The organism is Micromonospora pallida (genome assembly GCF_900090325.1).
Taxonomy (GTDB): Bacteria; Actinomycetota; Actinomycetes; order Mycobacteriales; family Micromonosporaceae; genus Micromonospora; species Micromonospora pallida.
The window spans coordinates 7,561,102-7,586,776 of sequence record NZ_FMHW01000002.1 but is presented as its reverse complement, the minus strand read 5'-3'; the positions used below and the strand labels follow the sequence as shown (position 1 = coordinate 7,586,776).

Genomic DNA, 25,675 nt, shown 5'->3' with positions numbered 1-25,675 from the left:
GCGGGGAGTGCGGGCGCGGCCAGGGTGGCCGCTCGGGGGACGCGGCTCTACAGCGAGCCGGGGGTGGTGGCGGTCCGGGCGGCGGCGACCAGCCGGTCCGTCTCGGCGGCCACGTCGGGATCGTCGGCCGGGGTGCCCGGGTCGTAGCGGACCGTCCAGGTCAGGCCGTCCACCCCCGGCACCCGACGGGCGGCGACCCGGCCCGCGCCGCCGGGCACCGGGTGGTGCGCGGTGTACGCCACCGACTTGGTCACCCGGGCCCGCACCTGGTGCGGCAGCTCCCCCGGGTCGAGCAGGAGGTAGGTCGACGTGGGCGCGTCGGCGACCACCAGGTAGCCGTCCCGCTCGGCGACCGGGTCGGCCGGGGTGACGGTCAGTTCCCGGCCGGACCAGACCGCCTTGAGGATGTCGTGCCAGCCCAGTCGCTCGGCCCGGCCGGGCAGCCAGAGCCCGAGGTTGGTGGCGACCGTGGCGGCGTCGTCGCCGTCGCCCACCCGGGCCCAGGCGAGGACCCGCTCGTGCGCGGCCAGTGCCGGGCGGCACTGCGCCGGAAGCTTGCGCCGACGGTTGAACAGCCCCATCACAGTCCTCCCGCAGCCTGCTCGCGCAGCGCCCGGGCGTGCTGCTCCAGCGAGAGCAGCTCGCCGAAGAGCGCGAAGTACTCGTCCTTGTTCGCCACCGGGTTCACCCGCTGGATCTTGGACTTCAGGTCCCTGATCCGGGCGGTGACCGCCCCCCACTGCAACTGGGCGAGGGTGATCGAGACGTACCTCGGGTCGGGCTCGCCGTCGATCCGCAGCGGCTCCACGGCCAGCTCCGTGACCAGGGCCTGCGCGGCCAGGTCGGCGCAGGCGTCCTGGACCTGGCCCACCCAGACCGCCCCGCCGGTCGCCGTCGACACCCCGCCGGCCTCCGCGACTGCCGTCCGCACCACCACGTGTACGGGGTGCCGGTACTCGTCCGCGCCGACCGCGTCGAACATCGGGCCGGCGAGCACCGGCTCCTGGAGGGCCAGCTTCAACGCCTCCCGCTCGACCATCGACTGCGGGCTGTCCACCGCCGGCTCGCGCCGCGCCGGGGCGGTCCGCGCCGACGCCTCCCGGCCGGTCGGGGCGCCCCCGGCGGCGAGCACCGCCCGCTGCACCGGCTCGATCTCCATGCCGAGGTCACCGGCGAGCTTGCGGACGTACTCGGGGCGCTTCTCCGGGTCCTTGATCTTCGCCACCAGCGGCGCGGCCCGGCGCATCGCCTCCACCCGGCCGTCGACGGTGTCCAGGTCGTACCGGCCGATCATGTGCCGGAGCGCGAAGTCGACCAGCGGTTCACGCCGGGCGACCAGGTCCCGGACGGCCAGGTCGCCCTTTGCCAGCCGCAGCTCGCAGGGGTCCATGTTGTCCGGGCTGACTGCGATGAAGGTCCGCCCGACGAACCGCTGGTCTTCCTCGAAGGCGCGCAGCGCGGCCTTCTGCCCGGCGGCGTCCCCGTCGAAGGTGAAGATGATCTCGCCGGCCACGTCGTCGCTGTCCAGCAGCAGCCGGCGCAGCACCCCGATGTGGTCCGCGCCGAACGCGGTGCCGCAGGTCGCCACGGCGGTGCTCTCCCCCGCCAGGTGGCAGGCCATCACGTCGGTGTACCCCTCGACCACGACCACCCGGCCCTGCCGGGCGATCTCCCGTTTGGCCTGGTCGAGGCCGTACAGCACGTGCGACTTCTTGTAGATCGGCGTCTCGGGGGTGTTCAGGTACTTCGGGCCGTCGTCGTCCTCGAACAGCTTCCGCGCGCCGAACCCGATCACGTCGCCGCTGAGGTCCCGGATCGGCCAGAGCAGCCGGCGGCGGAACCGGTCGATCAGCGAACCGGAGCGGGCCGGGCGGGACAGCCCTGCGGTCACCAGCTCGTCGTGGCTGAACCCCTGCTGGCGCAGGTGCTTGGTGAGCAGGTCCCAGGCATCCGGGGCGAAGCCGCAGCCGTACCGCTCGGCGGCAGCCCGGTCGAAGCCCCGCTCGGCGAGGAACTCGCGGGCCGGCCGGGCCCCGGCAGTGGTGAGCTGGGCCCGGTAGAACTCGACGGCGGCGGCGTGCGCGGCGACCAGCCGCTGCCGCTGGCCCTGCTGCTGCCGTACGCGCGGGGCGGGCTTGCCGTCCTCGATGTAGCGCAACTGGATGCCGGCCCGGCCGGCGAGCCGCTCGACCGACTCGACGAAGCTGAGATGGTCGGCGTCCATCAGGAACTTGATCGCGTCGCCGCCCGCGCCGCACCCGAAGCAGTAGAAGACGTTACGGGCCGGCGAGACGTTGAACGAGGGACTCTTCTCGTCGTGGAACGGGCAGAGCCCCTTGAGGTTGCCGCCCCCGGCCGACTTCAGCGTCACCGTCTCCGAGATGACGTCCGCGATCGAGGTGCGCTCGCGTACCAGCGCGATGTCCTCGTCCCGGATCCGCCCAGCCATCCGCCACCCCCTCTGGCGTACATCCTGCCCTGCGCGACCGCGCATCGGCCCGGCGGGGGCACGCCGTGTGACGGCGGCCGGATAGGCCCCGGCGCATCCGGGCAGGAAGCGATGATCAGCCGTGTGGTCCGCCATGACGCGTCTCACGAAGACTAGGGTCGACAGGATGACCGCGCCCGGGGTGCTCGAGGTCGACGACGTCACCTTCACGTACGGCAAAAAGACCGTGCTGTCGCACGTCTGCCTCGACCTGGCCGTCGGGGTGACCGTGCTCCTGGGCCGTAACGGCGCGGGAAAGACCACCCTGATCAGGACCCTTGCCGGGGCGGCGCGGCCGACCGCCGGGCAGGTACGGCTCGCCGGTTCGGTGGTCGACGGACGGGTCCGGCGGGGGCGGTCCGCGCTGCGCGACATCGGCTGGCTGCCCCAGGCGTTCGGCTATCCACCGCACATGACGACCAGGGAGTTCGTGACCTACGCCGCCTGGCTCAAGGAGGTCCCGGCAGACCGGATCGGCCCCCGTACGGCCGACGCCCTCGACCTGGTCGGTCTGACGGAGAAGGCCGAGCAGCACCTGCGGGCGCTCTCCGGCGGACAGCTACGCCGCGCGGGGCTGGCGGCAGCCATCGCGGCGGACCCGGCGGTGCTGATCCTCGACGAGCCCACCGCCGGTCTGGATCCGGAGCAGCGGGACGGCTTCCACGACCTGATCCGTCGGCTGCGCGCCGAGAAGACGGTGGTCGTCGCGACCCACCTGCTCGAAGACGTGGAGGCGCTGGCCGGGCGGATCGTCGTGCTGGACGCGGGCGCGGTGCTCTGGACCGGCACGGCGGAGGAGTTGGCGGGGACCGCTGCCGCCCCGCCCGGCCTCCACGGCCTGCGGCAGGGCTTCCAGACCGTCCTGGGTCAGGACCGGTGAGCGGCTCGTCGTCGGCTTCCGGCAGCTACCTGAGGAGCCGGCTGGGCCTGGGCACGGTCGTGGCGCTGCTCACCGCCGCACAGGGGATCGCCACGATCTGGGCGAAGTCCGAGCGCTGGGTGGGCCACTGGCCGAGCAGCAGCGCGGTGGTCGCCTGGGCCGGGTTGTGGGGTTCGTGCATCGCGGCCGGCGCCGTGGCCTGGGCGGTGGCCGCGCCCCGCCGGGGCGGTTACCTGTCGATGCTCGTCGCGTCCTCCCGTTCCCGGTCCCGGATCTACCGACCCGCGCTGCTGTCGGTGACGGTCGGCAGTCTCGTCGGGTACCTCGCGGTGGTCGGTTACGTGGTGGCGATGACCGCTCCCCGCGCCACCGAGGGCGGTCTCGACCCGCTCGAACTCCTGCCGCTGCTGGCCTGGGTGGTGATGTCGGTCGGAATCGGGGCAACACTCGGCACGGTGGTCCCCGCTCCGGTGGTGGCACCGGTCGTCGCGGCGGTCGTGCCGTACGTCATCTACATGGGTGCCATGTACGTGGACAGCAGTATCGACCGGGCCGTGCTGTACGACCTGTCGATCATCGACAACTCCGCACGGGAGTACCTCCGCCTACCGGTGGAGCTGCTCGTCCTCAGGTCGGCCCTCTGGCTGGCGCTCGGCGCGGCGCTGGTGACCTGGATGCTCGGGCGGGGACGGGTCGCGTCCGTCCTCGCCGTGGTCGCCGGGTTCGCGGCGGCCGGCGGTCTCGTCACCGCCAACACCCGGCTGCCCGTTCCGGAGGCGTACGCCGTGGTCTGCGCGGACGGCGCTCCTCGCGTCTGCGTGGACCGGGCCCACGACCATCTCCTGCCCGAATACCGCGACCGGGTCGTGGCGGGACTGACACCGCTGGGAGCCCTGCGGCTGGACGAGGCCACGGTGGTGCAGAGTCAGGAACTGTTCGACCACGCCACGCGGTTCGCCGGGCAGGCTCCGCCGCCGGTCGGGACGCGGATCGTCGTCCCCGTCGCCAAGCGGAACACCGCACCGGCGCACGAGATCGACCCAGAGCGGTTCGAGGCGCATCTCGGCTTCGGGATCTTCGTCGCCCCCTGCCGGACGGTTCGGGCCGACCAGGGCAGGACGACGCGGTCCGTCACCCCGGGCCGGCGGACCTCCTTCGTGCTGTACCACTGGTGGCTGACCGAGCGCGGGCTGCCGACGGACGGGAGCAACTACCCCGGGGAGATCGGGACGCAGGCGCTGCTCGCCGAGGACGCCGGGCTGGCTGAGGACGCGCGACGCTTCGCCGACCTGTCCGACGACGACCGGGCCGCCTGGTTCGGACGCCACCGGGACGCGGTGCTGACCTGCCAGGCGGGTGAGCCGGCGTGAACGCACAGCGGCCTGTCGGGCGGGTGAGCCGGCGTGAACGCACAGCGGCCTGCCAGGCGGGTGAGCCGGCGTGAGCAGCACAGCCGCGGCCTGGCACATTGCGGTCGCCTACGCCAAGGCGCACGGCGTAACCGCGCGCGGGGTGCTCGCGTACCTCGGGGCGTGGGTCGCAGTCGCCGTAGCCTCGCGGTTCGGCGTCTCCGCGCTCGGCCTCGAGGTGGCCGAGCCGGGCAGCGCGCCGATGGACACCATCGCCGTCCTGCTCATGCTGGTGCCGGCGGCGATCGTCGGCCGGTGCCTGACCGGTCGGCTACCGACCCTGGAGGCAACCAGGTCACGCTCCCCGCAGCCGGCCCGCCTGGTCTGGGCCGCCGTCGTCGGGCTCGGGGCAGCCCTCGGCCCGCTGCTGACATCGCCGCTGCTGCACGGAGCGATCGACCGGATGACGTTCCTCGCCGGCTGGGGCGTCGTCCTCGGTCTGCACCTGGTGCTCGGGGCGGTACTCGCCGGACCATTCGCCATGGTGGGCACCTTCGCCGTCCTGGCGGTCTTCACCACGCCCAGCCTGCTCCCCTGGCCGGCGAACATCATCTACAACGTCGACCTCCGGCAGACCAGCGCCACGATCGGCGCGGTGCTGGTCGGCACCGGGCTCCTGCTCGTGGGCCTCCGTGGCCGAGGCGGAGCATCCGACATCAGCCAGGAGTGGCCCGGCTAGGAGTGGCCCGGTCAGGAGCGGCGTCGCCAGAGGTAGCGGGTGACCGGGGGCGGATCCTCCTCGTCGTACGAGCGGGCGGCCCGGATCGCCGCGGCCAGGCCGGACGGGCGGCGGACGCGGGCGGGGTTGACCAGCGGATCCCGGGCGAGGTCCCGCAGCAGCGCCCCGGCGAGCCCGAGCATCACCAGCACGAACGGCAGCGCCACCAGGATCGTCGCCTGTTGCAGCGCGTCTAGCCCGCCGGCGAGCAGCAGCGCCGCCGCGACCGCGCCGATCAGCGCGCCCCAGAGCACGACCAGTGGGCGGTGCGGGCGCAGTGATCCCCGGGTGCTGAGCGAACCGAGCACCAGCGCGGCGGAGTCGGCGCCGGTGACGAAGTAGATCGCGATCAGCACCACCGCCAGGATGCTGCTGAGGGTGGCCAACGGCAGCCCGGCGAGCAGGCCGAACAGCGCCTGCTCGCTGCCGGCCGCCACGTCGGCGACCAGGTCCCGGGAGCCGGTGGCCTGGGCGCGCAGCGCGCTGCCGCCGAGCACCGCGAACCAGATCACGCTGGCCCCGCTCGGCACGAGCAGCACCCCGACGACGAACTGCCGGACCGTCCGGCCCCGGGAGATGCGGGAGATGAAGATGCCGACGAAGGGCGCCCAGGAGATCCACCACGCCCAGTAGAAGATCGTCCAGTCACCGAGCCAGGACGGGTCGGAGAAGGCCCCGGTCCGGGTGGACATGGTGACCAGGTGGGCCAGGTAGTCGCCGACGGCGGCGGGCAGCACCTCCAGGGTGTAGACGGTCGGGCCGAGCACGAAGACGAAGGCCAGCAACCCCACCGCGAGCACCACGTTGGTGGTGGCGAGCCACTTGATGCCCCGGTGCAGGCCGGAGAGGGCCGAGACGATGAAGGCCAGGGTGAGGGCGCCGATCACCACCAGTTCCACGGTGGTGCTGTCCGGCACCCGGGTGACCATGTCCAGCCCGGCGGCGACCTGGAGCGCGCCCAGGCCGAGGCTGGTCGCCGAGCCGAACACGGTGGCGAAGACGGCCAGCAGGTCGATCGCCCGACCGACCGGGCCGTCGGCAGCCCGGTGGCCGAGCAGCGGGGTGAAGGCCGCCGAGATCCGGTTGCTCCGTCCCCGGCGGAAGGTGGAGTAGGCCAGGGCCAGCGCCACCACCGCGTAGATCGCCCACGGATGCAGCGTCCAGTGGAACAGGGTGTACTGCATGGCCGCAGCAGCGGCCGCGCCGCTCTGCGGCGCGACGCCGGTGGCCGGTGGCGGGGTGGCGTAGTGCTGGATGGGTTCGGCCACGGCGAAGAAGACCAGGCCGATGCCCATGCCGGCGCTGAACATCATGGCCACCCAGGCCAGCGTGCTGAACTCGGGCTCGTCGTCGTCCGCGCCGAGCCGGATCCGGCCGAACCGGGACGCGGCGAGCACCACCGCGAACACCAGGAAGGCGTCGGCGGCGACCACGAAGAACCACCCGAAGGTGTCGATCACCCAGGCCAGTCCGGAGGTGCCGAAGGCCGCCAGCGAGGTCCGACCGAGCACTCCCCAGACCACCACGGCGAGCACGCCGCCGACGCTCAGGGCGAGCACCACCGGGTCGACGGACCGGGTCGCGGGCTCGGTGCTCTGCTCGGCCATGGTCACCCTGCCCGTCCTGTCCAGAAAGCCGATTATGCCCCATACATAACATTCGCACGGGGTCCACCGGGCCACTCCGGGTTGTGGATCATGGCTACGCTCGTGGGCCGAACGGACGGAGGAACATGGCCGAGGAACCGGACACCCCGCTCACCATCGCGCTGGCCGAGTACGAGCACCTGCGGGAGGCGAGCCGGGCCATCGACGAGCAGACGACCGCCCGGTTCACCTTCTTCCTGACCGTGGCCACCGCCGCCACCGCGGTCTCCGCCGGCATGGTCACCACCGGTACGCCGGCCGGCGCGGTCCGACCGACCGTACTGGCCGGGCTGGGCGCGCTGGTGCTGATGCTGGGCGGCGCGGTCTTCGCCCGCCAGGTCGAGCTGAACGCCCGGGGCCGCCGGTACGCGGTCGCCGCCACCGTGCTGCGCACGTACCTGGCCCGGCGCGCGCCGGATCTGGCGCCGTACCTGATGATGCCGACCCTGGACGACCCGGGACCGTTCGCGCCGGAGCCGTTCCGCCGGCACTGGGCCCGCGACCTGGTCGGGCAGGCCGGCACCATCGGCCTGATCAACAGCGTGGTGGTGGCGGTGGCGGCCGGGGCCGGGCTCGCGGCGGTCGCGCCGGGCTGGCTCGCGGTGGCCGGCGCGGTCGCGGCCCTCGCCGGCTCCGTCGCGGCGCACCTGGTCGTGGTACGCCGTCGGGTGGCCCAGTCCGCCCGACTGGTCGGCGACGTGCTCCAGCGGCGCACCACCCTGCGACCGGCCGACGGCACCACCCCGCACCCGGCCGACGACGCGGTACACGAGTCGTTCGCCCGGGGGTAACCGCAGGTCACGGCCGCGTTCGTGGGCCACCCCTAGGATCTACCACCATGATTGTTTCTTCTGTCGGGCCGACGTCGGCCCGTCGCCGCGTGCTCGCCGGCCTGGCCACGCTGGTGGTCGCCGGCGGCCTGCTGACCACGCTCGGCGACGCCGCCCCCGCCGGTGCCGAGCCGGGCGACGTCGTCGTCGCGGAGAACTTCGACAGCGGTACGCTCCCCGCCGGCTGGCGGGCGATCGACGGGGAGTGGAAGGTGGTGGACGGCCGGCTGGTCGGCACCTCGACCAGCGGCAACCGGAAGATCACCTTCGGCCGGCACCTCGAACACTTCCGCTTCTCGGCGACGGTCCGCTTCGAGAAGGTGAACGAGGCGACCCGGTGGACGGCGCTCGGCCTCGACGTGCCGGCCAGCGGAGCCACCCCGTGGTGGATCGCCACCATGCGCAGCGGCAGCGCCGCCTCGAACGGGCTGGAGTTCGCGCAGCTCACCCCGGCCGGGAGCTGGAACGTCACGAACACCACCGCCGCGCCGTACGCGGCCGGGACGGGTCGGGACGTCAAGGTCAGCATCGAGGTGCACGGCAACCAGGCCCGCTGGTTCTTCGACGGGCGTCAGCTCATGCGGACCAGCAGCCTCCAGCGTTCCGCCGACGGCGGGCAGGCCCTGGTCGTCAACGGCGCGACCGTCTCGTTCGACGACGTCACGGTCACCGAGCTGGCCCCGAACGGGCTGCTCCGCCCCGAGGGCGCACCGCTGACCGTGATCGCCCACCGGGGTGCCTCGGCGGCGGCCCCGGAGAACACCCTGGCCGCCCAGGAGGTCGCCCGCCGGGCCGGGTCGGACTGGATCGAGAACGACGTCCAGCCCAGCCGGGACGGCGTGCCGTTCGTGCTGCACGACGGCACCGTGGACCGCACCACCGACGGCACCGGGGCGATCCGCAACCTCACCTCGGCACAGCTCAAGGCGCTCGACGCCGGCTCCTGGTTCGCCCCGCACTTCACCGGCGCGCGGCTGCCCACCCTCGCCGAGCAGCTTGCCGACCTGCGCAGCCGGGGCGGGAACCTGCTGCTGGAGATCAAGGGCGCGCACTCCCGGGACGAGGTGGCCCGGATCGTCGAGGTGATCCGCGCGGAGCGGATGACCACGCGGGTCTTCGTGCAGAGCTTCGACGTCGAGTCGCTGCGGCACACCCGGGCACTCGCCCCGGAGCTGCCGCTGGGGCTGCTGCGCAGCACCCTGGACGCCGACCCGGTGGCACTGTCGAAGGAGCTGGGGCTGGCCGCGTACAACCCGAGCGACGGCGCGCTGACCACCCGCCCGTCGGTGGTCGCGGACCTGCACGCCGCCGGAGTGGCGGTGATGGTCTGGACGGTCGACTCGGCCACCGCCTGGCAGCGGCTCGAGGGGTACGGCGTCGACGGCGTGATCACCAACCGGCCTGCCGAGCTGGCCGGCTGGAACGCCGCACAGCTCCAGGGCGGGGTCGGCCGACCGACGGTCGCCGTCGCCTCGCCGGCCGACGGGGCCCGGCTGGACCGCGCCCAGCGCCCGACGCTCGGCGTGGTGACCGGCAACGCGAACACCGTCACGGTGACCCTGGACGGCGAGCCGGCCACCCCGGGTCAGGTGCTCGACGCGTCCCGGCTCGCTGCCGGTGAGCACACCATCCGCGTCGAGGCCAACGGACCGGGCGGCCGGACCACGGTGACCACCACCTTCACCGTGGTCGCCGACCCGACCGGCCTGGCGCACCTGGTGCTCACCGCCCAGGTCGAGGCGGGTGCCCGGCACGCGATGCTCAACCTCCTGGCCGACGGCCGGTACGCCCAGCTCGCCTCGTACGCCGAGCAGCACGCCGGCAGGCAGGTCCCCCAGGACGCCGCCACGATCATCGCGGCGGACGCCCGGGCCCTCCTCGCGGCCGGCTGACCCCTGCCGGTGACCGGGCCGGCTCGTCCGGCCCGGTCACCGCTGCCGCCCTGGTCGCGGCCCGTTCCCGAACGGCCGGTCAGGACGTCCGGTCGAAGCGGTCCTGGTTGACGAAGCGGGCGAAGCCGCGCCACGAGTTGGGGCCCATCACGCCGTCGATCGGACCGGTGTAGCCCCACTGGGCGGCCAGCCGCTGGACGGCCGCCCAGGTGTTCGGGCCGGGCACGCCGTCGATCGGGCCGGTGTAGCCGTACCCGCGCATCGCCCGTTGGAGGGCGGCGTAGGTGTTCACCCCGGGCACCCCGTCGATCGGGCCGGTGTAGCCGTGGTCCATCCGCAGCCAGTTCTGCGCCCGCTGCCACATGATCGGCCCGGGGATGCCGTCGGACTCGGTGGTGGTCTTCGGCAGCGTCCCGCCGATGCCGGCGAGGTAGGTCAGCGGATTGATCCGTACCCCGGACGGGTTGATCATGTGCCAGTGCACGTGCGGTCCGGTGGACGAGCCGGAGCCGGGTGCACCGGCCGCGCCGCCGGAGAGTCCGACCGTCGCCCCCGCGCCGACCGCCGTGCCGTTGGCGAGGCTGAACGCGGAGAGGTGCATGTACTGGGTGCGGTAGCCGTTCGGGTGGTAGATCGTGACGGTGTGCCCGCCGGTGCCGTTGTACGGGATGTTCTGGATCGTGCCGCTGCCGCAGGCCGGCAGCCGGGTGCCGACGGACATGACGTAGTCGATGCCGCCGAGCGAGCCCCGGTCGATGTGTTCCTGCCAGCCGTCCGAGATCGGGTAGCCGGTGAACGGGTTGTAGAAGCCGGAGGCGTGGGCCGGCGCACCGACTCCGACGCCCACCGCCGCGCCGCCCAGCACCACCGCGCCGGCCGCGGCGCCCCGCAACAGGGTCCGTCGGTCCACGCCATTGCCCGTAGCGTCCATCGTGCCCCTCCTCCGGTCCCGGCCACGGTGGCCGTCACCTGCCGCCCGGCAGCCGGACGGAGGGAGTCAATATATCGACGTCCATCGACATCGATCAAGGGGCGGGAACGCCGCTGGCGTCGATCGCGGCGGCCTCCTCCACCTCGACCCGACGGTTCCAGTCCGGCTTGCTGGCCCGCCAGCCCTCGTCGGTGAAGCCGCGCCGCCAGTAGCCGGAGATGGAGAGCAGCTCGCGCGGCAGGCCCCGCTCCACCCGGAGCAGCCGGCGCAGTTCCTTGACGAACGTCGCCTCGCCGTGCACGAAGGCGTGCACCGCACCGGGCGGGAACTCCAGCCCCCGGACCGCCTCGACCAGCGCCTCGCCCACCGGGCGGTCGCCCCGGTGCAGCCAGACCAGCTCGACCGCGCCCGGGCTGGGCAGCGGCTGCTCCTCTGCCGGGCCGTCGATCTCCACGAACACCCGGGCCGGCGCGTCGATCGGCAGCCGCTCCAGCGACGCCGCGATGGCCGGCAGCGCGCTCTCGTCGCCGACCAGCAGGTGCCAGTCGGCGGTCGGGCTCGGCGCGTACGCCCCGCCGGGGCCGAGGAAGTGCACCGGGTCACCCGGCCGCAGCGCGGCGGCCCACGGTCCGGCCACCCCCTCGTCGCCGTGGTGCACGACGTCGATGGTCAGCTCGGTGACCACCGGATCCCAGGCCCGTACGGTGTACGCGCGCAGCTGGGGCCACTGGTCACGGGGCAGGTCCCGGCGGATGGCGTCCAGGTCGAACGGCGTCGGGTACACCGCCCCGGGCTGCGGGAAGAGCAGCTTGACGTAGTGGTCGGTGTATTCGCCCACCGGCAGCCCGACCAGCCCGTCGCCGCCGAGCACCAGGCGGATCACGTGCGGGGTGGGACGCTCGGTACGGACGACGTGCGCGCTGGTGACCTTCTTCGGGCGATCCGTCATGCTGGTTAGGCTAACCTAAGTCAGTCGGCGGGCCCAGTCGGCTTCCGGTCCGTCCGGCAGACCCGGCTGGCGGCGGTGGCTCAGCCCCCACCAGTTGGATGGCCCCGGCCACCCCTGGCGAGTCAGCCGAGCAGGCGGGTGTGCCAGGCGACCGCCGCCGGGTCGGTGAGCGAGGCGACCTGGTCGACGACCACCCGCAGCCGGGCTACGTCGTCCGGGGCGGTCCGCCACAGCGGGGCGAAGACCGGGTCCAGGGCGTCCGCGCCCCGGTCGGCGAGCACCCCGACCAGGTCGGCGAGCACCTCCCGCTGCCGGGCGTACCGGGCCTCCGCGCCGGACCGGCGCATCACGTACCGCAGGGCGATGCCCTTGAGCAGCGCGCACTGGGCGCGGACCCACCGGGGGACGACCAGGTCGGCGGCGTAGCGACGGTGCGGGCCGGGGCCGTGGCGGTCCCGGGTGGCGCGGACCGCCTCCGCGACGAACCGTCCGGTGAGCGTGCTGGTCGTGGCCTTCAACGCAACCTGTGCCCGATGGCTGCCGTCGTAGTCGACGACCGGCCCGAGCACCGGATCGGCGAGCAGGTCGACCAGGACCGTGCCGAGGTCGGCGGCGCTCTCGGCGGAGTAGACCTCGGCCACGTCGACGCAGAGGGCGGCCCGCTCGTCGGCGTCCCGCAGCAGCGGTCGGAGCGTCAGGTAGCCGCCGTGGATGCCGTCCTCCACGTCGTGCACCGAGTACGCCACGTCGTCGGCCCAGTCCATCACCTGCGCCTCCAGGCAGCGGCGCCGGTCGGCATGCGCGCCCGTACGCAGCCAGTCGAAGACCGGCCAGTCGTCCGGGTAGACCCCGAACTTGCGTTCGCCGGCCCGGCGGGGCCAGGGGTACTTGGCAACCGCGTCGAGGGAGGCGCGGGTCAGGTTGAGTCCGGCCGAGCAGCCGTCCGGGCCGAGCACCTTGGCCTCCAGCCGGGTGAGCACCCGCAGGGTCTGCGCGTTGCCCTCGAAGCCGCCGCAGTCGGCGGCCAGTCCGTCGAGCGCCGCCTCGCCGTTGTGCCCGAAGGGTGGATGCCCGAGGTCGTGGGCGAGCCCGGCGGTGTCCACCACGTCCGGGTCGCAGCCCAGGCGGGCGCCCATCTCACGGGCGATCTGCGCCACCTCGAGCGAGTGGGTGAGCCGGGTCCGCAGGAAGTCGTCGGTGCCGGCGGTGTGCACCTGGGTCTTGGCGGCGAGCCGACGGAACGCCGCCGAGTGCAGCACCCGCGCCCGGTCCCGCTCGTACGGGCCACGGCCGTAGCCGGTGTCCTTGGGCGACTCGGGCACCCACCGCGCGGTGTCCGCCGGATCGCCGCCGACGTCGGAACCCACCGCGCTCAGTCCGGTTCGCGCTGCCGCAGGACGCGGAACTCGTTGCCCTCGGGGTCGGCGAGCATCGTCCACCCGGGCTCGTCCGGCCCGACGTCGACGTGCCGCGCCCCCATGTCCACCAGCCGTTCCACCTCGGCCTCCTGGTCGTCGGGGCGCAGGTCGAGGCGGAGCCGGTTCCTCGTGCTCTTGCCCTCGGTGACCGGGACGAACACGATCGCCGGTGTCCGCTCCGCCGAGGCCCGGATCTCCACCGCGTCGGGTCGCTCGTGGACGACCTGGTAGCCGAGCGCCTCGGCCCACCAGCGGGCCAGCCGGGCCGGATCCTCGGCGTCGATCGTCAGGCTCTCCCAGACGCTGGTCATCGGACCTCCTTCACCGGACAGGTGTCACCGGCCAGCCCAGGTTACGCCCGCCCCGGCAGTGCGGCTCGGCGACGAGGCCCGAACCGCGCCACCGCCACCGTTCGGCGCTCCGGGCCGGTCGCCGCCGTTCGGCGTACCCCGGACCGGTTGCCGCGTTCGGCGTACCCCGGACCGGCCGGCACCGTTCGGCGGACACCGGGCCGGGCCGCCGCCGTTCGGCCGACGGCGCATCGGCCGTTCGGACTCCGGTTGCGGACCGATCGCGGGCCGTTACGGGCTCGCGGCCTTCGGTGGCCGGCGGTAGCTTGCCAGAAGCGGAACGTCACCGGCGTCGCCGGCCGGTGCGTCGGAGCGACCCTGGGGAGGGCGATCGTGGACGCTGGCACCCTGATGGACGCGGAGCTGAGCCGGCTGCGGTCGCGCCGGCCGGAGGTCTGCGGCGCGGTCCTGGCCGGCACGGACGGCCTGCTGATCGCCAGCGACCTGCCGGCGACGGAGGCGGCCCACCTCGCCGCCCTCGCCGCCGCGAGCTTCGGGCTCGGCCAGCGGTTCGCCCAGGCGGCCACCCGGGGCGAGTTCCGGGAGCACGTGGTCCGCACCACGGACGGGCAGGTGGTGATCTACCCGGCCGGGCAACACGCGCTGCTCACCCTGGTCGCCGGTCCGGACGCCGACCCGGAGGAGCTGCGCGAGGAGGCGCGGGCGGTGGCCCGGCGTACCGGTGGGGTGTTCGACGCCCACCGCCGGGGCTACGACGAACCCCAGCCGGCGATCATGGCCGGTCCGCTCGCCGTGCGCACGCCGATGGCCACGATTCCGACGAACCCCCTGCGCCGCCACACCGAACACAACCGTTGGCACCGCCCGCTGATCTGACCGGCGGGGAGGTGGTCCCCACCGGTGCCGGCAGCTCGCCGCCCGCGCCGGAGACCATCCCGGACGCGGGCGGCACGGCCGTCGCCGCCTCGACCAGCTAACGAGTACGCCGTCAGCGGCTGTCGGAACCGCTGGTCTCGACCGCCGCGCGGCCCGCCTCCAGCCGGGCGATCGGCACCCGGAACGGCGAGCAGGAGACGTAGTCCAGCCCGACCTGGTGGAAGAAGTGCACCGAGTCCGGGTCACCGCCGTGCTCTCCGCAGACCCCGAGCTTCAGGTCCGGCCGGGCGGCCCGACCCTCCTCGGCGGCGATCCGCACCAGCCGACCGACCCCGTCCCTGTCCAGCGACTCGAACGGCGAGATGCCGAAGATGCCCAGCTCCAGGTAACGCCAGAAGAACGCCCCCTCGACGTCGTCCCGGGAGAAGCCCCAGCCCATCTGGGTCAGGTCGTTGGTGCCGAAGGAGAAGAACTGGGCGGCCTCGGCGATCTGGCCGGCGGTGAGCGCCGCCCGGGGCACCTCGATCATGGTGCCGATCAGCACCTCGACGCCGCCCTCCCCGACCACCTCGGCGATGATCTTCTCTGCCTCGGCGCGTACCGTCTCCAGCTCCTGGACCGCGCCGACCAGCGGGACCATGATCTCGGGTCGCGCGGTGACGCCGTCGCGGGCGCACGCCACGGCGGCCTCGGTGATCGCCCGGACCTGCATCGCGAACAGGCCGGGGATGACCAGACCGAGCCGGACGCCCCGCAGGCCGAGCATCGGGTTCTCCTCGTGCATCCGCCGCACGGCGGCGAGCAGCGCCTCCTCCTTCGCCACGTCCTCGCCCCGCTCCTGGGCGACCGCGACGTTCACTGCGAGTTGCTCCAGCGGGGGCAGGAACTCGTGCAGCGGCGGGTCGATCAGCCGCACGGTGACCGGCAGCCCGTCCATCTCGCGGAAGATCTCCATGAAGTCGGCCCGCTGCAACGGCAGCAGCGCGGCGAGCGACGTCTCCCGCTCGTCGTCGGTGCGGGCCAGGATCAGCCGCTCGACCAGTTCCCGCCGGTCGCCGAGGAACATGTGCTCGGTGCGGCAGAGCCCGATGCCCTGCGCGCCGAAGCGCCGGGCCCGGGCGGCGTCCGCGCCGGTGTCGGCGTTCGCCCGGACCGCCAGCCGCCGCCGCTGGTCGGCGTGCGTCATGACCCGGTGTACGGACCGGACCAGCGCGTCGTCGGTCCGCTCCGGGTCGAGGGTGCCCTCGAAGTACTGCACCACCTCGGACGGCATCACCGGCACCTCGCCGAGGTAGATGTTGCCGGTGGTGCCGTCGATGGACACCACGTCGCCCTCGGCGACGGTCTGCCCGGCGACGGTGAACCGCCGCGCCGGGACGTTCACCTCCAGCGCGTCCGCGCCGGAGACGCAGGTCTTGCCCATACCTCGGGCGACCACCGCGGCGTGGCTGGTCTTGCCGCCCCGGGAGGTGAGGATGCCCTGGGCGGCGATCATGCCCTGGAGGTCGTCCGGGTTGGTCTCCCGGCGGACCAGGATCACCCGTTCCCCCTCGGCGGCCAGTTCGACCGCGCGGGCGGAGGTGAAGACCACCTTGCCGACGGCCGCGCCCGGCGACGCCCCGATGCCCCGGGCCACCGCCTGGAACTCGTGGTCGAGCTGGAACCGGGGGAACATGAGCTGGGCGAGCTGTGCCCCGTTGACCCGGTGCACCGCCTCGTCCAGGTCGATCAGCCCCTCGTCGACGAGCTGGCCGGCGATCACGAAGGCCGCCGCCGCGGTGCGCTTGCCGACCCGGGTCTGGAGCATCCAGAGCTTGCCCCGCTCGATGGTGAACTCGATGTCGCACAGATCGTGGTAGTGCCGTTCCAGCCGGGCCATGATGTCCAGCAGCTCGTCGTAGGACTTCTTGTCGAGCCGCTCCAGCTCCTGCAACGGGACGGTGTTGCGGATGCCGGCGACCACGTCCTCGCCCTGGGCGTTGGCCAGGTAGTCGCCGTAGATGCCCTGCGCGCCGCTGGCCGGGTCACGGGTGAAGGCGACCCCGGTGCCGGAGTCCGAGCCGAGGTTGCCGAAGACCATCGAACACACGTTGACCGCCGTGCCGAGGTCGGCGGGAATGCGTTCCTGCCGCCGGTAGAGCACCGCCCGCTCGGCGTTCCACGAGTCGAAGACCGCGCGGACGGCCAGGTCGAGCTGCTCGCGCGGGTCCTGCGGGAAGTCCCGCCCGGTGTGCTTCCGGAAGATCTTCTTGTACGCCTCGACCAGCCCGTGCAGGTCGTCCGCGCCCAAGTCGAGGTCGTCGCGGGTGCCCCGGGCGTGCTTGGCCTCGTCGAGGGCGTGCTCGAACTCCTCCCCCGGCACCTCGCAGACGGTCTTGCCGAACATCTGGATCAGCCGGCGGTACGAGTCCCAGGCGAACCGTTCCCCGCCGACGGGGTCCGCCTGGTCTCCGGAGCCGGTGGCCTGCCGGGCCAGCCCGACCACGCTGCGGTCGTTGAGGCCGACGTTCAGGACGGTCTCCATCATGCCGGGCATGGAGAACTTCGCCCCGGAGCGGACCGAGACCAGCAGCGGGTCGTCCGGGTCGCCGAGGCGCTTGCCCATCGCCCCTTCCAGGGCCGCCAGCCGGGCGGCGACCTGGTCCGCCAGGCCGTCCGGCTCCCGGCCGCTGGCGAGGTACGCCTGGCACGCCTCGGTGGTGATGGTGAACCCGGGCGGGACGGGGAGACCGAGGTTGGTCATCTCCGCCAGGTTCGCCCCCTTGCCGCCGAGCAGGTCCTTGAGGTCCTTGTTGCCCTCGGCGAAGTCGTAGACGTACTTGCGTTCCACGGTTCCCTGCACTGCCACCAGACCCTCCACGCGCACGCCGTCGACACTTAACGAAGGTTCAGCCGCCCATGTACCCCGAGGTCACCTGCTGGTAATCCCGGGGCGGACGAGCACCGGTGGGCGAAGGCTAAGCGACCAGACGGGGGGCCGGGACCATCTGGTGACAATCGGCACAGTCATCACGACTGTACGCGTTCGTACCGGTTGGTGGGAACGCTTCCATGCGCACGTTCACGCAGCTCAGCCATCCTCTCGTACGCTTGGCGGGCCAACTACACGGATGCGCGTTTTGCCAGAAGCGTCGCAGTTACACCCCCACCGGAGGCCTTCGTGTCCGCCACCCCCTCCTCCCCCGCCCCGCCAGCCGACCCCGCCGGCCCGGATCCGCTCGCCACGCCGGCCAGCGCGGACGGCGTGACCGCCACCTCCGTCACCGGCATCTCCCGTCGGGCCGCCACGGTCGCGCTCGGCGACGTGCTGCCGGTGCCGGCCAGCGTCCGGCCGGACCCGCACGCCGACTTCCCGCTCACCGCCGACACCGTGATCCGCGTCGAGCCGGCGGCCCGCGCCGAGGCCGACCGGCTCGCCGCCCTGCTCCGGCCGGCCACCGGTCATCCGCTGCCGGTCACCGTCGACCCGGCCGCCCCGACCGCCGGCGCGATCACCCTGGCCCTGGCCGACCCGGGGCTCGGCCCCGAGGGGTACCGGCTCGACATCACCCCCGACGGGGTACGCCTCACCGCCTCCACCCCGGCCGGGCTCGGCCACGGGGTGCAGACCCTGCGCCAGCTCCTCCCCGCCGCCGTGGAGAGCCCGACCCCGGTGCCCGGACCCTGGGTGCTGCCCGGCGGCACGATCACCGACCACCCTCGGTTCGGCTACCGGGGCGCAATGCTCGACGTGGCCCGGCACTTCTTCGGCGTGGACGAGGTGCTGCGGGTCGTCGACCAACTCGCCCGGTACAAGCTCAACCATCTGCACCTGCACCTCACCGACGACCAGGGTTGGCGGATCGCCATCGACTCCTGGCCCCGGCTGGCCGAGGTCGGCGGCGCCACGGCGGTCGGCGGCGCCCCCGGCGGGTGGTACAGCCAGGCCGACTACCGGCGGATCGTCGAGTACGCGGCGCAGCGGCACGTCACCCTGGTGCCGGAGATCGACCTGCCCGGGCACACCCACGCGGCGCTGACCGCGTACGGGAAGCTCGCGCCGGACGGGGTGACGCCCCCGCCGTACACCGGCACCGACGTCGGCTTCAGCTACCTCGACCCGGACCGCGAGCTGACCTACTCGTTCATCGCCGACGTGCTCGGCGAGGTCGCCGCGCTCACCCCCGGCCCGTACCTGCACCTCGGTGGGGACGAGGCGTTCAAGGTGCCGGACGACGCGTACGCCCGGTTCGTCGACCGGGCGCAGCGGATCGTCGTCGACACCGGGAAGACCGTGCTGGGCTGGCACCAGATCGCCCCGGCGGCGCACTCCCCGGGCCGCGTCCTCCAGTACTGGGGGACGACCGCCGACGACCCGATGGTCGCCGACGCGGTCCGCCGTGGCGCGCGGCTGGTGATGTCCCCCGCCAACCGGTCCTACCTGGACATGCGGTACACCCCGGACAGCCCGATCGGGCACGACTGGGCCGGCACCATCGACGTGCACCAGGCGTACGACTGGGACCCGGCCGGCTACCTGGCCGACGTGCCGGCCGAGGCGGTGCTCGGCGTCTGTGCGCCACTGTGGACGGAGTTCGTCACCTCGCGCGCGGACCTCGAGTACCTGCTCCTGCCCCGGCTGCCCGCCGTCGCCGAACTCGGCTGGTCACCGCGCGCCGGGCACGACTGGGCCGGGTTCCGTCGCCGGCTGGCCGCCCAGGGGCCACGCTGGGAGACCACCGGCACCACCTACCACCGCTCTCCCGAGGTGCCCTGGCCGGTGGCCGCCGTGCCCGCGCCCCGCGTACCGGAGAGCTGACCGAGCCCGGCCTGCCGGGCCCGTCGGACGGCCTCGCTGCGGTCGGTGACCTGGAGCTTGTGCAGCACATTGGAGAGATGGTTGCGAACCGTCTTCGGGCTCAGCCCGAGCCGCCGGGCGGCGAGCACGTTGGTCAACCCCTGGGCGACCAGGTCCAGCACCTCGCGCTCGCGCCCGGTCAGCTCGGGCAGGGGCGGCGGACCGGCCGTACGGCCGCCGGCGAGCCGCCCCACCGCGCGGGCGGCGACCCGGGGGCCGAGCAGCACCTCACCATTGGCCACCGCCCGGACCGCCCGCTCCAACTCGGCCGGGGCGGCCCCCTTGAGCAGGTAGCCCCGGGCCCCGGCGCGCAGCGCGGCGAACACCGACTCGTCGTCGTCGAGCATCGTGACCACCAGCACCCCGGTGTCGGGGTACCGGGTCACGATGTCCCGGACGACCGCCACGCCGGCCCCACCGGCCAGGTGCGGGTCGATGACCACCACGTCCGGCCGGTGCCGGTCCACCAGGGCGAGCGCGCCGTCGACGTCGTCGGCGGCACCGATCACCCCCAGGTCGGACAGCGAGCCGAGCAGGGCCGCCAGCCCGAGCCGGAAGACCGGATGGTCGTCGACCACCACCACCCGGATGGCTACATCCGCCGGGTCTCCGGTCACGACCAGGCCGGTTCCCGGACCGCCGGCCAACCGGGTACCCGGACTGGTTCTGGTCCCGGCCGGGCTGGTTCCAGGGCCGCCGGCCGGGCTGGTCGGCTCCGGGCCGAGCGGCACCACGGCCAGGTGCCGCGCCACCTCCGGTCCCCCTCGTACGACGCGACGCCGCACCGACCGCCGTGGGTCCTCCACCGGTACGTCCGCAGCTGGGTCCCGGGCAGGTCGCGCCCGTCCCTCCGCGCTCACCTGCGACACCACTGCGGCCATCTCTCCACCTCGTGCTCCGGGAAGTTACGGGTCCGGCGGGGACGGGGGTGGGGGAAAGCCGGACGTGCGGTGGCGAGACTGTCAGAAACCACTCGCAATCCGCGTGCAGAACGCTGGCAACCATCCGGAAGCATCGACGCGTCGGGGTCTAGAGCCGACGACTGTGCGACATGGACCGTCGGCGGGGACGGCCGGTGGCCGTGAGGGGGAAGCGTGGAGTTCTGGATCCTGGGGCCGACCGAGGTCACCGAGGGCGGGCGGAGTCTCGCCATCGGTGGCCCCAAGCCACGGGCGGCGCTGGCCGCGCTGCTGCTGGATGCGAACCGGATCGTCTCGGTGGAGGGCCTCGTCGACGCAGTCTGGGGTGACCAGCCGCCACCGAGCGCGGTGAACGCGCTCCAGACCTACGTGTCCCGGCTGCGCCGGGTGCTCGGGGCCGAGACCCTGTGCCGGCACCCCGCCGGCTACCGGCTCGTCGCCGCCCCGGACCTGATCGACGGGGGCCGGTTCGAGCGGCTCCTCGCCGAGGGGCGCACGGCTCTGGCCGCCGGGGACCCCCGGGCCGGCCACCGGGCCGTCGAGGAGGCGCTCGCCCTGTGGCGGGGACCGGCCCTGCTCGACGTAGGCGACGCGCCCTTCGCCCAGGCGGAGATCGCCCGCCTCGGGGAGCTGCGCCTGGTCGCCGCCGAGGCACGGGTCGAGGCGATGCTCGCCCTCGGGGACGTCACTGGCGGCGTCGCCGCGGCCCGCGCGCTCGTCGCCGACCAGCCGCTGCGGGAACGGGGCGTCGCGCACCTGATGCTCGCGCTGTACCGGGACGGCCGGCAGAGCGAGGCCCTGGCCACGTACCACGAGGCGCGGCGGCTGCTCGTCGACGAGTTCGGCCTCGACCCGGGGGACGACCTGGCCACGCTCGCCCAGGCGATCCTGCGGCAGGATCCGGAGCTGCTCACCGTACCGTCGGCGGCCGGGTCATCCGTGCCGGTCGGCACCGTACCGCCGGCGGCCGGGTTGGCCGTGCCGGTCGGCACCGCGCCGGCGGGGACCGGGTCGGCGGGGACCGGGTCGGCGGGGACCGGGTCGGTCGCCGGTCCCACCGCCCCGGCTCCGACGGCGCGGGCCGCCCTCGCGCCGCCGGCCCGGTCCCGGCTGGTGCTGCCCCTGGACCGGTTCGTCGGACGGGACCACGAGCTGGCCGAGGTCCGGCGACTGCTGGAGACGCACCGGCTGGTCACGCTCACCGGACCGGGCGGCGGCGGGAAGACCCGCCTCGCGCGGGAGGTGTGCCGCCGACTCACCCGGCCGGTGCACGTGGTCGAACTGGCCGGCCTGCACGACGCCGCCCTGCTGGAGGCGACCGTCGCGCAGGCGTTCGGCCTGGCCGTCCTCTCCGACCTGGACGCCCTGGTGGCAGCCGTCGGTGACGCCGAGGCCGTGCTGCTGCTGGACAACTGCGAACACCTGACCGGGGCGCTCGCCGACGTCACCCTGCGGCTGCTCACCGACCTGCCCGGCCTGCGCGTCCTGGCGACCAGCCAACGTCCGCTCGAGGTGGGCGGCGAGCGCCGCTTCCCGGTGCCGCCGCTACCGGTCGACACGACGGCGGTGGAACTCTTCCTCGACCGGGCCGCCGCAGTCGCCCCGGACTGGTCGTGCGGCCCGGCGGACCGGGAGGTCGTGACCCGGATCTGTGCCCGACTGGACGGTCTGCCGCTCGCCGTCGAACTGGCCGCCGCCCAGCTCACCGTCCTCTCGCCGGTCCAGATCCTCGACCGGCTCGGCCGGTCCCTGGCCATCACCAGCACCCGGTCGGACCTGCCGGACCGGCACCGCAGCCTGGAACGGACCATCGACAACAGCTACCGGCTGCTGGACGGCGCCCAGCGGGACCTGTTCGCCCGGCTCAGCGTCTTCGCCGACACCTTCGACCTGGACGCCGCCGAGACGGTGGCCGGCGCGGGCGCAGACGTCCTCACCCCGCTCACCGGCCTGATCACCGGTTCGCTGGTGGCGACCACCCCGGCCGGCAGCACCACGCGCCGCTACCGGATGTTGGAGATCCTCCGCGCGTACGCCGACCGGCTGCTCGGCCCGGACGACCGGCAGCGGCTGCGGCACCGGCACCTGGACTGGGCCCTGGCCCTGGCCCGCACCGCCGACCAAGGGCTACGCGGACCCGAAGCGCCACACTGGTACCGCACCCTCGCCGCCGAGCAGGCCAACACCCGAGCGGCCCTGGCGTTCGCCCTCGCCGCCGGCCAGCCGCTCGCGGGCATGCGGCTGGCCACTGACCTGTCCTGGTACTGGTACCACCGGGGCCACCTGCGGGAGGGCGTGCGCTGGCTCCGGGAGACGATCGACGCGGTTCCGGAGGCGTCCCCGATCGACCGGGCCCGGGCCCTGACCGCCCTGGCCTCCCTGCTCTACCTCGCCGGACGGCTGGAGGAGAGCGGGGCGGCGAACCGGGCGGCGCTCGACCTGGCCCGGACCGTCGACGACCCCGCGCCGGTCGCCCGCGCCTACATCTACGAGTCGTACTACCTGGCCATGCGGGGCCAGGCCGCGGCTGCGGCGGCCGCCGGGGAGAACGGGGTACGCCACGCCCGCGAGTCCGGGGTGGACTGGCTGCTCTCCGAGGCGCTGTCCACCAACGGCTACCTGGCCCGGGCCCGGGGCGACCTGGACACCGCCACGGCGACCCTGGACGAGGCGATCCGGATCGGCACCCGGATCGGCTACCGCTGGTCGGTCAGCAACTCGCACTGGTTCCGGGCCAAGGTGGCGGCCGACGCCGGGGCGACCGACGACGCGTACGAGGCGGCGCTGGTGGCGACCCGGGGGCTGGACGAGTTGGCGGACGTCACCGGCTGGCTGGCCGCCCTGCACCTGCTCGCCGGCACGCTCGGTATGACCGGACGCGCGGCCGACGGCGCGGTCCTGCTCGGCGCGGTGGCGGGCATCGGGGGCCGGGTCGGCTACTCCCCTGAGCTGATGGACCCGTACGACAGCCCCCGGGAGATCGCGGCGGTCACCTCCGCGCTCTCCCCGGCCGCGTACGCCCAGGCCCGCCAGGCCGGGCTGACCATGGACCGGGCGGCGGTACGCGCATTCGTCGACCGATTGGCCGCCGACACCGTGCCCGCCCGGAGGTAGCAGGAGGTAGCAGGGGTCCCCTGTTACCGCCTGGTGATGAGGAGGGGACCCCTGCAACCACCGGACGGCCACCGACACCCCCACGCCGCCGAACTGAACCGGAACCGGTCAGCCGCCGGAGTCGGCCAGTTCGGCGCCCTCGGGGACGGTGTCGTCGTCCCGGCTGGCCAGCCAACCGTCGGGCAGGAACACCTTGCCCGGCGAGTTGGTCCGACCCCGGGGCTGGCCGAGCGCGCCGAGCGGGAACGGCTCCGCCGGGTCGAGCTTGCCGAGCAGGTCGTCGAGCTGCGCGAGGCTGTCGATCATGGCGAGCGAGCGGCGCAGCTCCCCGCCGACCGGGAAGCCCTTCAGGTACCAGGCGACGTGCTTGCGGAAGTCGGTGCAGCCGTCCCGCTCGCCCCGGGCCGGCGTCCGCGACCCGGCGCTGAACTGTTCCACCAGCAGCGCGGCGTGGCGGCGCATGGTCATCGCCACCTCGCCGAGGGTGGGCAGCCGCCGCTCCGGCCGGCCGTCGAACGCGGCGTGCAGGTCGGCGAAGAGCCAGGGCCGGCCGAGGCAGCCGCGCCCGATCACCACCCCGTCGACCCCGGTGTGGGCGACCATCCGCAGCGCGTCTTCAGCCTCCCAGATGTCGCCGTTGCCGAGCACCGGGACGTCGAGCGCCTGCTTGAGGGTGGCGATGGCGTCCCAGTCGGCGGTGCCGGAGTAGCGCTGTGCGGCCGTCCGCCCGTGCAGGGCCACCCAGGCGACCCCGGCGTCCTGGGCGGCCAGCCCGGCCTCGACGTACGTCAGGTGGTCGTCGTCGATGCCCTTACGCATCTTGACGGTGACCGGCACTCCGGCGGGTGACGCGGCGTCCACGGCGGCCCTCACCAGCCGGGCGAAGAGCCGGCGCCGCCACGGCAGTGCCGCGCCGCCGCCCCGGCGGGTGACCTTCGGCACCGGGCAGCCGAAGTTCAGGTCGATGTGGTCGGCGAGGTCCCGTTCCACCACGATCCGGACGGCCGCGGCGGTGGTCTCCGGGTCGGTGCCGTAGAGCTGGAGGCTGCGCGGTCGCTCCTCGGGCCCGAAGGCGATCATGCGCAGTGTCTTCGGGTTGCGCTCGACCAGGGCCGTGGTGGTGATCATCTCGCAGACGTAGATACCACCGCCCTGTTCCCGACAGAGCCGGCGGAACCCGACATTCGTGATGCCGGCCATCGGCGCGAGCACCACCGGCGGCCACACCTCGTGCCGCCCCACCCGCAAGCCACCCGACACCCCTGCTCCACTCACCGCTCAAGTGTAAGGAGGGGTCCCCTGTTACCGCTTTTTGCGTAGCAGGGGACCCCTGCAACCACCCGGAGCCCCGGCAACCACCCGCCGCAGCGGGTCCGCGCCCATAGCACAGATCGGTTGGGCAGCGGGGCTCATCCACAGGAGCCCCGGTTGTCCACAGCCCGGGCCGGTGGGGCGGACGGAGTACCCGGCACGCAGGCAACCTGCGGGCATGGACCAGCGCCGCACCCTCGACGAGACCACGCAACTCCAGCACCAGATCGTCACCCGCGCGCAACTGCTCGCCGCCGGGTTCGACGACAACCACATGTGCCGCCAGGCCAAACGGGGCATCTGGCAACGCGTCCTCCCGGCCACCTACGCCCTGGTCAGCGGCACGTTGACCGACGAGCAACGGCGGATCGCCGCGGCGCTCTACGCGGGACCGGACGCCCAGGTCACCGGCCTGGCCGCACTGACCTGGTACGGCTTCCGCCAGGCTCCCCGTACGTCGGACGTCCACCTGGTCGTGCCGCACCAAGCGCGCCGCCGCTCGACCGGTCACGTGGTGATCACCCGGGCGCTCGCCCTGGACGCACGGGCCCGGCGCACCCGGCTCTACCCGGTCTGCTCGCCGGCCCGGGCGGTGGTGGACGCGGCCCGCCGCCTGCGCCAGATCCGGCCGGTGCGGGCCATCGTGACCGAAGCGATCCAGCGGGAGTTCACCGACCTGACCTCGCTCGACGAGGAGATCAGACGGGCCCGGCGGAGCTGCACCGCGCTGGTCCGCCGGGCGTTCGCGGAGGTCGTCGCCGGTGTGCGGTCGGCACCGGAGGCAGAGCTGCGACAGTGCCTCGGTACCAGCCGGGTGCTGCCGGAGATCCACTGGAATCCGCAGCTACGGACCACGGACGGCAGCGTGTTACCCACGCCGGACGGATACCTCGACGACGCCGCGGTGGCCCTGGAGGTGGACTCGCGGGAGTTCCACTTCTCACCCGAGGACTGGTCCCGGACGCTGCGCCGGCACAACGAGCTGGGTCGGCGCGGCATCCTCGTCCTGCACTTCACCCCGGCGCACATCCGTGGCGCGGCGGATCAGGTGCGGCGGACCGTCGAGGACGCCTACCGCTTCCGACGCGGGCTGGGCGTCAGCGTCGGAGTCGTGGTGTCGCCAGCCCGCTGACGCTCCCCCGGCG

At 73.9% G+C, this 25,675-nt stretch carries 19 protein-coding genes; 9 read left to right on the top strand and 10 right to left on the bottom strand.

From position 1 onward, the window contains the following. Positions 1-47: 47 nt before the first annotated feature. A complete protein-coding gene (locus tag GA0074692_RS32715) occupies positions 48-581 on the bottom strand; it encodes a hypothetical protein (protein WP_091652117.1) in 534 nt (177 codons plus the stop codon). Continuing rightward, complete coding sequence (dnaG, locus tag GA0074692_RS32710) at positions 581-2,449, bottom strand: DNA primase (RefSeq protein ID WP_176738645.1); 1,869 nt, start codon at positions 2,447-2,449, stop codon at positions 581-583. The genes GA0074692_RS32715 and dnaG overlap by 1 nt, the downstream gene beginning before the upstream one ends. A 166-nt stretch (positions 2,450-2,615) precedes the next feature. Between dnaG and GA0074692_RS32705 the strand changes: the two genes are divergently transcribed. From GA0074692_RS32705 to GA0074692_RS32695, 3 genes are all read left to right on the top strand, one after another. Next, a complete protein-coding gene (locus GA0074692_RS32705) occupies positions 2,616-3,368 on the top strand; it encodes an ATP-binding cassette domain-containing protein (protein WP_176738644.1) in 753 nt (250 codons plus the stop codon). After that, complete coding sequence (locus GA0074692_RS32700) at positions 3,365-4,738, top strand: hypothetical protein (RefSeq protein WP_091652108.1); 1,374 nt, start codon at positions 3,365-3,367, stop codon at positions 4,736-4,738. Before GA0074692_RS32705 ends, GA0074692_RS32700 begins: the two co-directional genes overlap by 4 nt. A gap of 70 nt (positions 4,739-4,808) precedes the next feature. After that, the gene (locus GA0074692_RS32695) at positions 4,809-5,456 is read left to right on the top strand and encodes a hypothetical protein (protein ID WP_091652105.1); all 648 of its coding nucleotides are present in this window, start codon (positions 4,809-4,811) and stop codon (positions 5,454-5,456) included. A gap of 11 nt (positions 5,457-5,467) precedes the next feature. Here GA0074692_RS32695 and GA0074692_RS32690 read toward each other — a convergent pair whose 3' ends face one another. Next, on the bottom strand, positions 5,468-7,102 hold the full coding sequence (locus GA0074692_RS32690; RefSeq protein ID WP_091654496.1) for a BCCT family transporter: 1,635 nt from the start codon (positions 7,100-7,102) through the stop codon (positions 5,468-5,470). Positions 7,103-7,227: 125 nt separating this feature from the next. Here GA0074692_RS32690 and GA0074692_RS32685 point away from each other — a divergent pair, with 125 nt between their 5' ends. Next, complete coding sequence (locus tag GA0074692_RS32685; protein WP_091652102.1) at positions 7,228-7,932, top strand: hypothetical protein; 705 nt, start codon at positions 7,228-7,230, stop codon at positions 7,930-7,932. Positions 7,933-7,979: 47 nt separating this feature from the next. After that, complete coding sequence (locus GA0074692_RS32680; protein ID WP_091652099.1) at positions 7,980-9,863, top strand: glycerophosphodiester phosphodiesterase; 1,884 nt, start codon at positions 7,980-7,982, stop codon at positions 9,861-9,863. A 79-nt stretch (positions 9,864-9,942) separates the two neighbouring features. On the opposite strand, the gene GA0074692_RS32675 is transcribed toward GA0074692_RS32680, so the two are convergent. From GA0074692_RS32675 to GA0074692_RS32660, 4 genes are all read right to left on the bottom strand, one after another. Next, positions 9,943-10,773 (bottom strand): peptidoglycan DD-metalloendopeptidase family protein, encoded by an 831-nt coding sequence (locus tag GA0074692_RS32675; protein ID WP_218106736.1) that lies wholly within the window; start codon positions 10,771-10,773, stop codon positions 9,943-9,945. A 115-nt stretch (positions 10,774-10,888) separates the two neighbouring features. Next, positions 10,889-11,743 carry a siderophore-interacting protein gene (locus GA0074692_RS32670; protein ID WP_091652094.1) on the bottom strand — a complete coding sequence of 285 codons (855 nt, stop codon included), beginning with the start codon at positions 11,741-11,743 and terminating at the stop codon, positions 10,889-10,891. Positions 11,744-11,865: 122 nt separating this feature from the next. After that, positions 11,866-13,110, bottom strand: a complete 1,245-nt coding sequence (locus tag GA0074692_RS32665; protein ID WP_091652091.1) for a deoxyguanosinetriphosphate triphosphohydrolase — start codon at positions 13,108-13,110, stop codon at positions 11,866-11,868. A gap of 5 nt (positions 13,111-13,115) precedes the next feature. Further along, entirely contained in the window at positions 13,116-13,472 is a 357-nt protein-coding gene (locus tag GA0074692_RS32660; RefSeq protein WP_091652085.1) for a VOC family protein, read from the bottom strand. 372 nt (positions 13,473-13,844) lie between these two features. Between GA0074692_RS32660 and GA0074692_RS32650 the strand changes: the two genes are divergently transcribed. Then, positions 13,845-14,348, top strand: a complete 504-nt coding sequence (locus GA0074692_RS32650; protein ID WP_091652075.1) for a roadblock/LC7 domain-containing protein — start codon at positions 13,845-13,847, stop codon at positions 14,346-14,348. Between the two features lie 112 nt (positions 14,349-14,460). Here GA0074692_RS32650 and ppdK read toward each other — a convergent pair whose 3' ends face one another. Further along, complete coding sequence (gene ppdK / locus GA0074692_RS32645) at positions 14,461-17,196, bottom strand: pyruvate, phosphate dikinase (RefSeq protein ID WP_091654493.1); 2,736 nt, start codon at positions 17,194-17,196, stop codon at positions 14,461-14,463. Between the two features lie 312 nt (positions 17,197-17,508). Between ppdK and GA0074692_RS32640 the strand changes: the two genes are divergently transcribed. Beyond that, on the top strand, positions 17,509-19,146 hold the full coding sequence (locus GA0074692_RS32640) for a beta-N-acetylhexosaminidase (RefSeq protein WP_245730570.1): 1,638 nt from the start codon (positions 17,509-17,511) through the stop codon (positions 19,144-19,146). Here the strand turns inward: GA0074692_RS32640 and GA0074692_RS32635 are convergent. Then, positions 19,077-20,066 carry a response regulator gene (locus tag GA0074692_RS32635; RefSeq protein ID WP_091652071.1) on the bottom strand — a complete coding sequence of 330 codons (990 nt, stop codon included), beginning with the start codon at positions 20,064-20,066 and terminating at the stop codon, positions 19,077-19,079. The genes GA0074692_RS32640 and GA0074692_RS32635 overlap by 70 nt on opposite strands. 213 nt (positions 20,067-20,279) lie before the next feature. On the opposite strand from GA0074692_RS32635, the gene GA0074692_RS36630 reads away from it, so the two are divergent. Continuing rightward, on the top strand, positions 20,280-23,219 hold the full coding sequence (locus GA0074692_RS36630; RefSeq protein ID WP_091652067.1) for an AfsR/SARP family transcriptional regulator: 2,940 nt from the start codon (positions 20,280-20,282) through the stop codon (positions 23,217-23,219). Positions 23,220-23,327: 108 nt separating this feature from the next. On the opposite strand, the gene dusB is transcribed toward GA0074692_RS36630, so the two are convergent. Then, entirely contained in the window at positions 23,328-24,494 is a 1,167-nt protein-coding gene (gene dusB, locus GA0074692_RS32625; RefSeq protein WP_091652063.1) for a tRNA dihydrouridine synthase DusB, read from the bottom strand. Between the two features lie 214 nt (positions 24,495-24,708). Between dusB and GA0074692_RS32620 the strand changes: the two genes are divergently transcribed. Next, complete coding sequence (locus GA0074692_RS32620; RefSeq protein WP_091652055.1) at positions 24,709-25,662, top strand: type IV toxin-antitoxin system AbiEi family antitoxin domain-containing protein; 954 nt, start codon at positions 24,709-24,711, stop codon at positions 25,660-25,662. Positions 25,663-25,675: the final 13 nt, after the last annotated feature.

Bases quoted from the DNA above. Each gene is read 5' to 3' on its own strand.
- GA0074692_RS32715 (WP_091652117.1), bottom strand. From the start codon at position 581: ATGGGGCTGTTCAACCGTCGGCGCAAGCTTCCGGCGCAGTGCCGCCCG.
- dnaG (WP_176738645.1), bottom strand. From the start codon at position 2,449: ATGGCTGGGCGGATCCGGGACGAGGACATCGCGCTGGTACGCGAGCGC.
- GA0074692_RS32705 (WP_176738644.1), top strand. From the start codon at position 2,616: ATGACCGCGCCCGGGGTGCTCGAGGTCGACGACGTCACCTTCACGTAC.
- GA0074692_RS32690 (WP_091654496.1), bottom strand. From the start codon at position 7,102: ATGGCCGAGCAGAGCACCGAGCCCGCGACCCGGTCCGTCGACCCGGTG.
- GA0074692_RS32685 (WP_091652102.1), top strand. From the start codon at position 7,228: ATGGCCGAGGAACCGGACACCCCGCTCACCATCGCGCTGGCCGAGTAC.
- GA0074692_RS32680 (WP_091652099.1), top strand. From the start codon at position 7,980: ATGATTGTTTCTTCTGTCGGGCCGACGTCGGCCCGTCGCCGCGTGCTC.
- GA0074692_RS32670 (WP_091652094.1), bottom strand. From the start codon at position 11,743: ATGACGGATCGCCCGAAGAAGGTCACCAGCGCGCACGTCGTCCGTACC.
- GA0074692_RS32660 (WP_091652085.1), bottom strand. From the start codon at position 13,472: ATGACCAGCGTCTGGGAGAGCCTGACGATCGACGCCGAGGATCCGGCC.
- GA0074692_RS32635 (WP_091652071.1), bottom strand. From the start codon at position 20,066: ATGGCCGCAGTGGTGTCGCAGGTGAGCGCGGAGGGACGGGCGCGACCT.
- GA0074692_RS32620 (WP_091652055.1), top strand. From the start codon at position 24,709: ATGGACCAGCGCCGCACCCTCGACGAGACCACGCAACTCCAGCACCAG.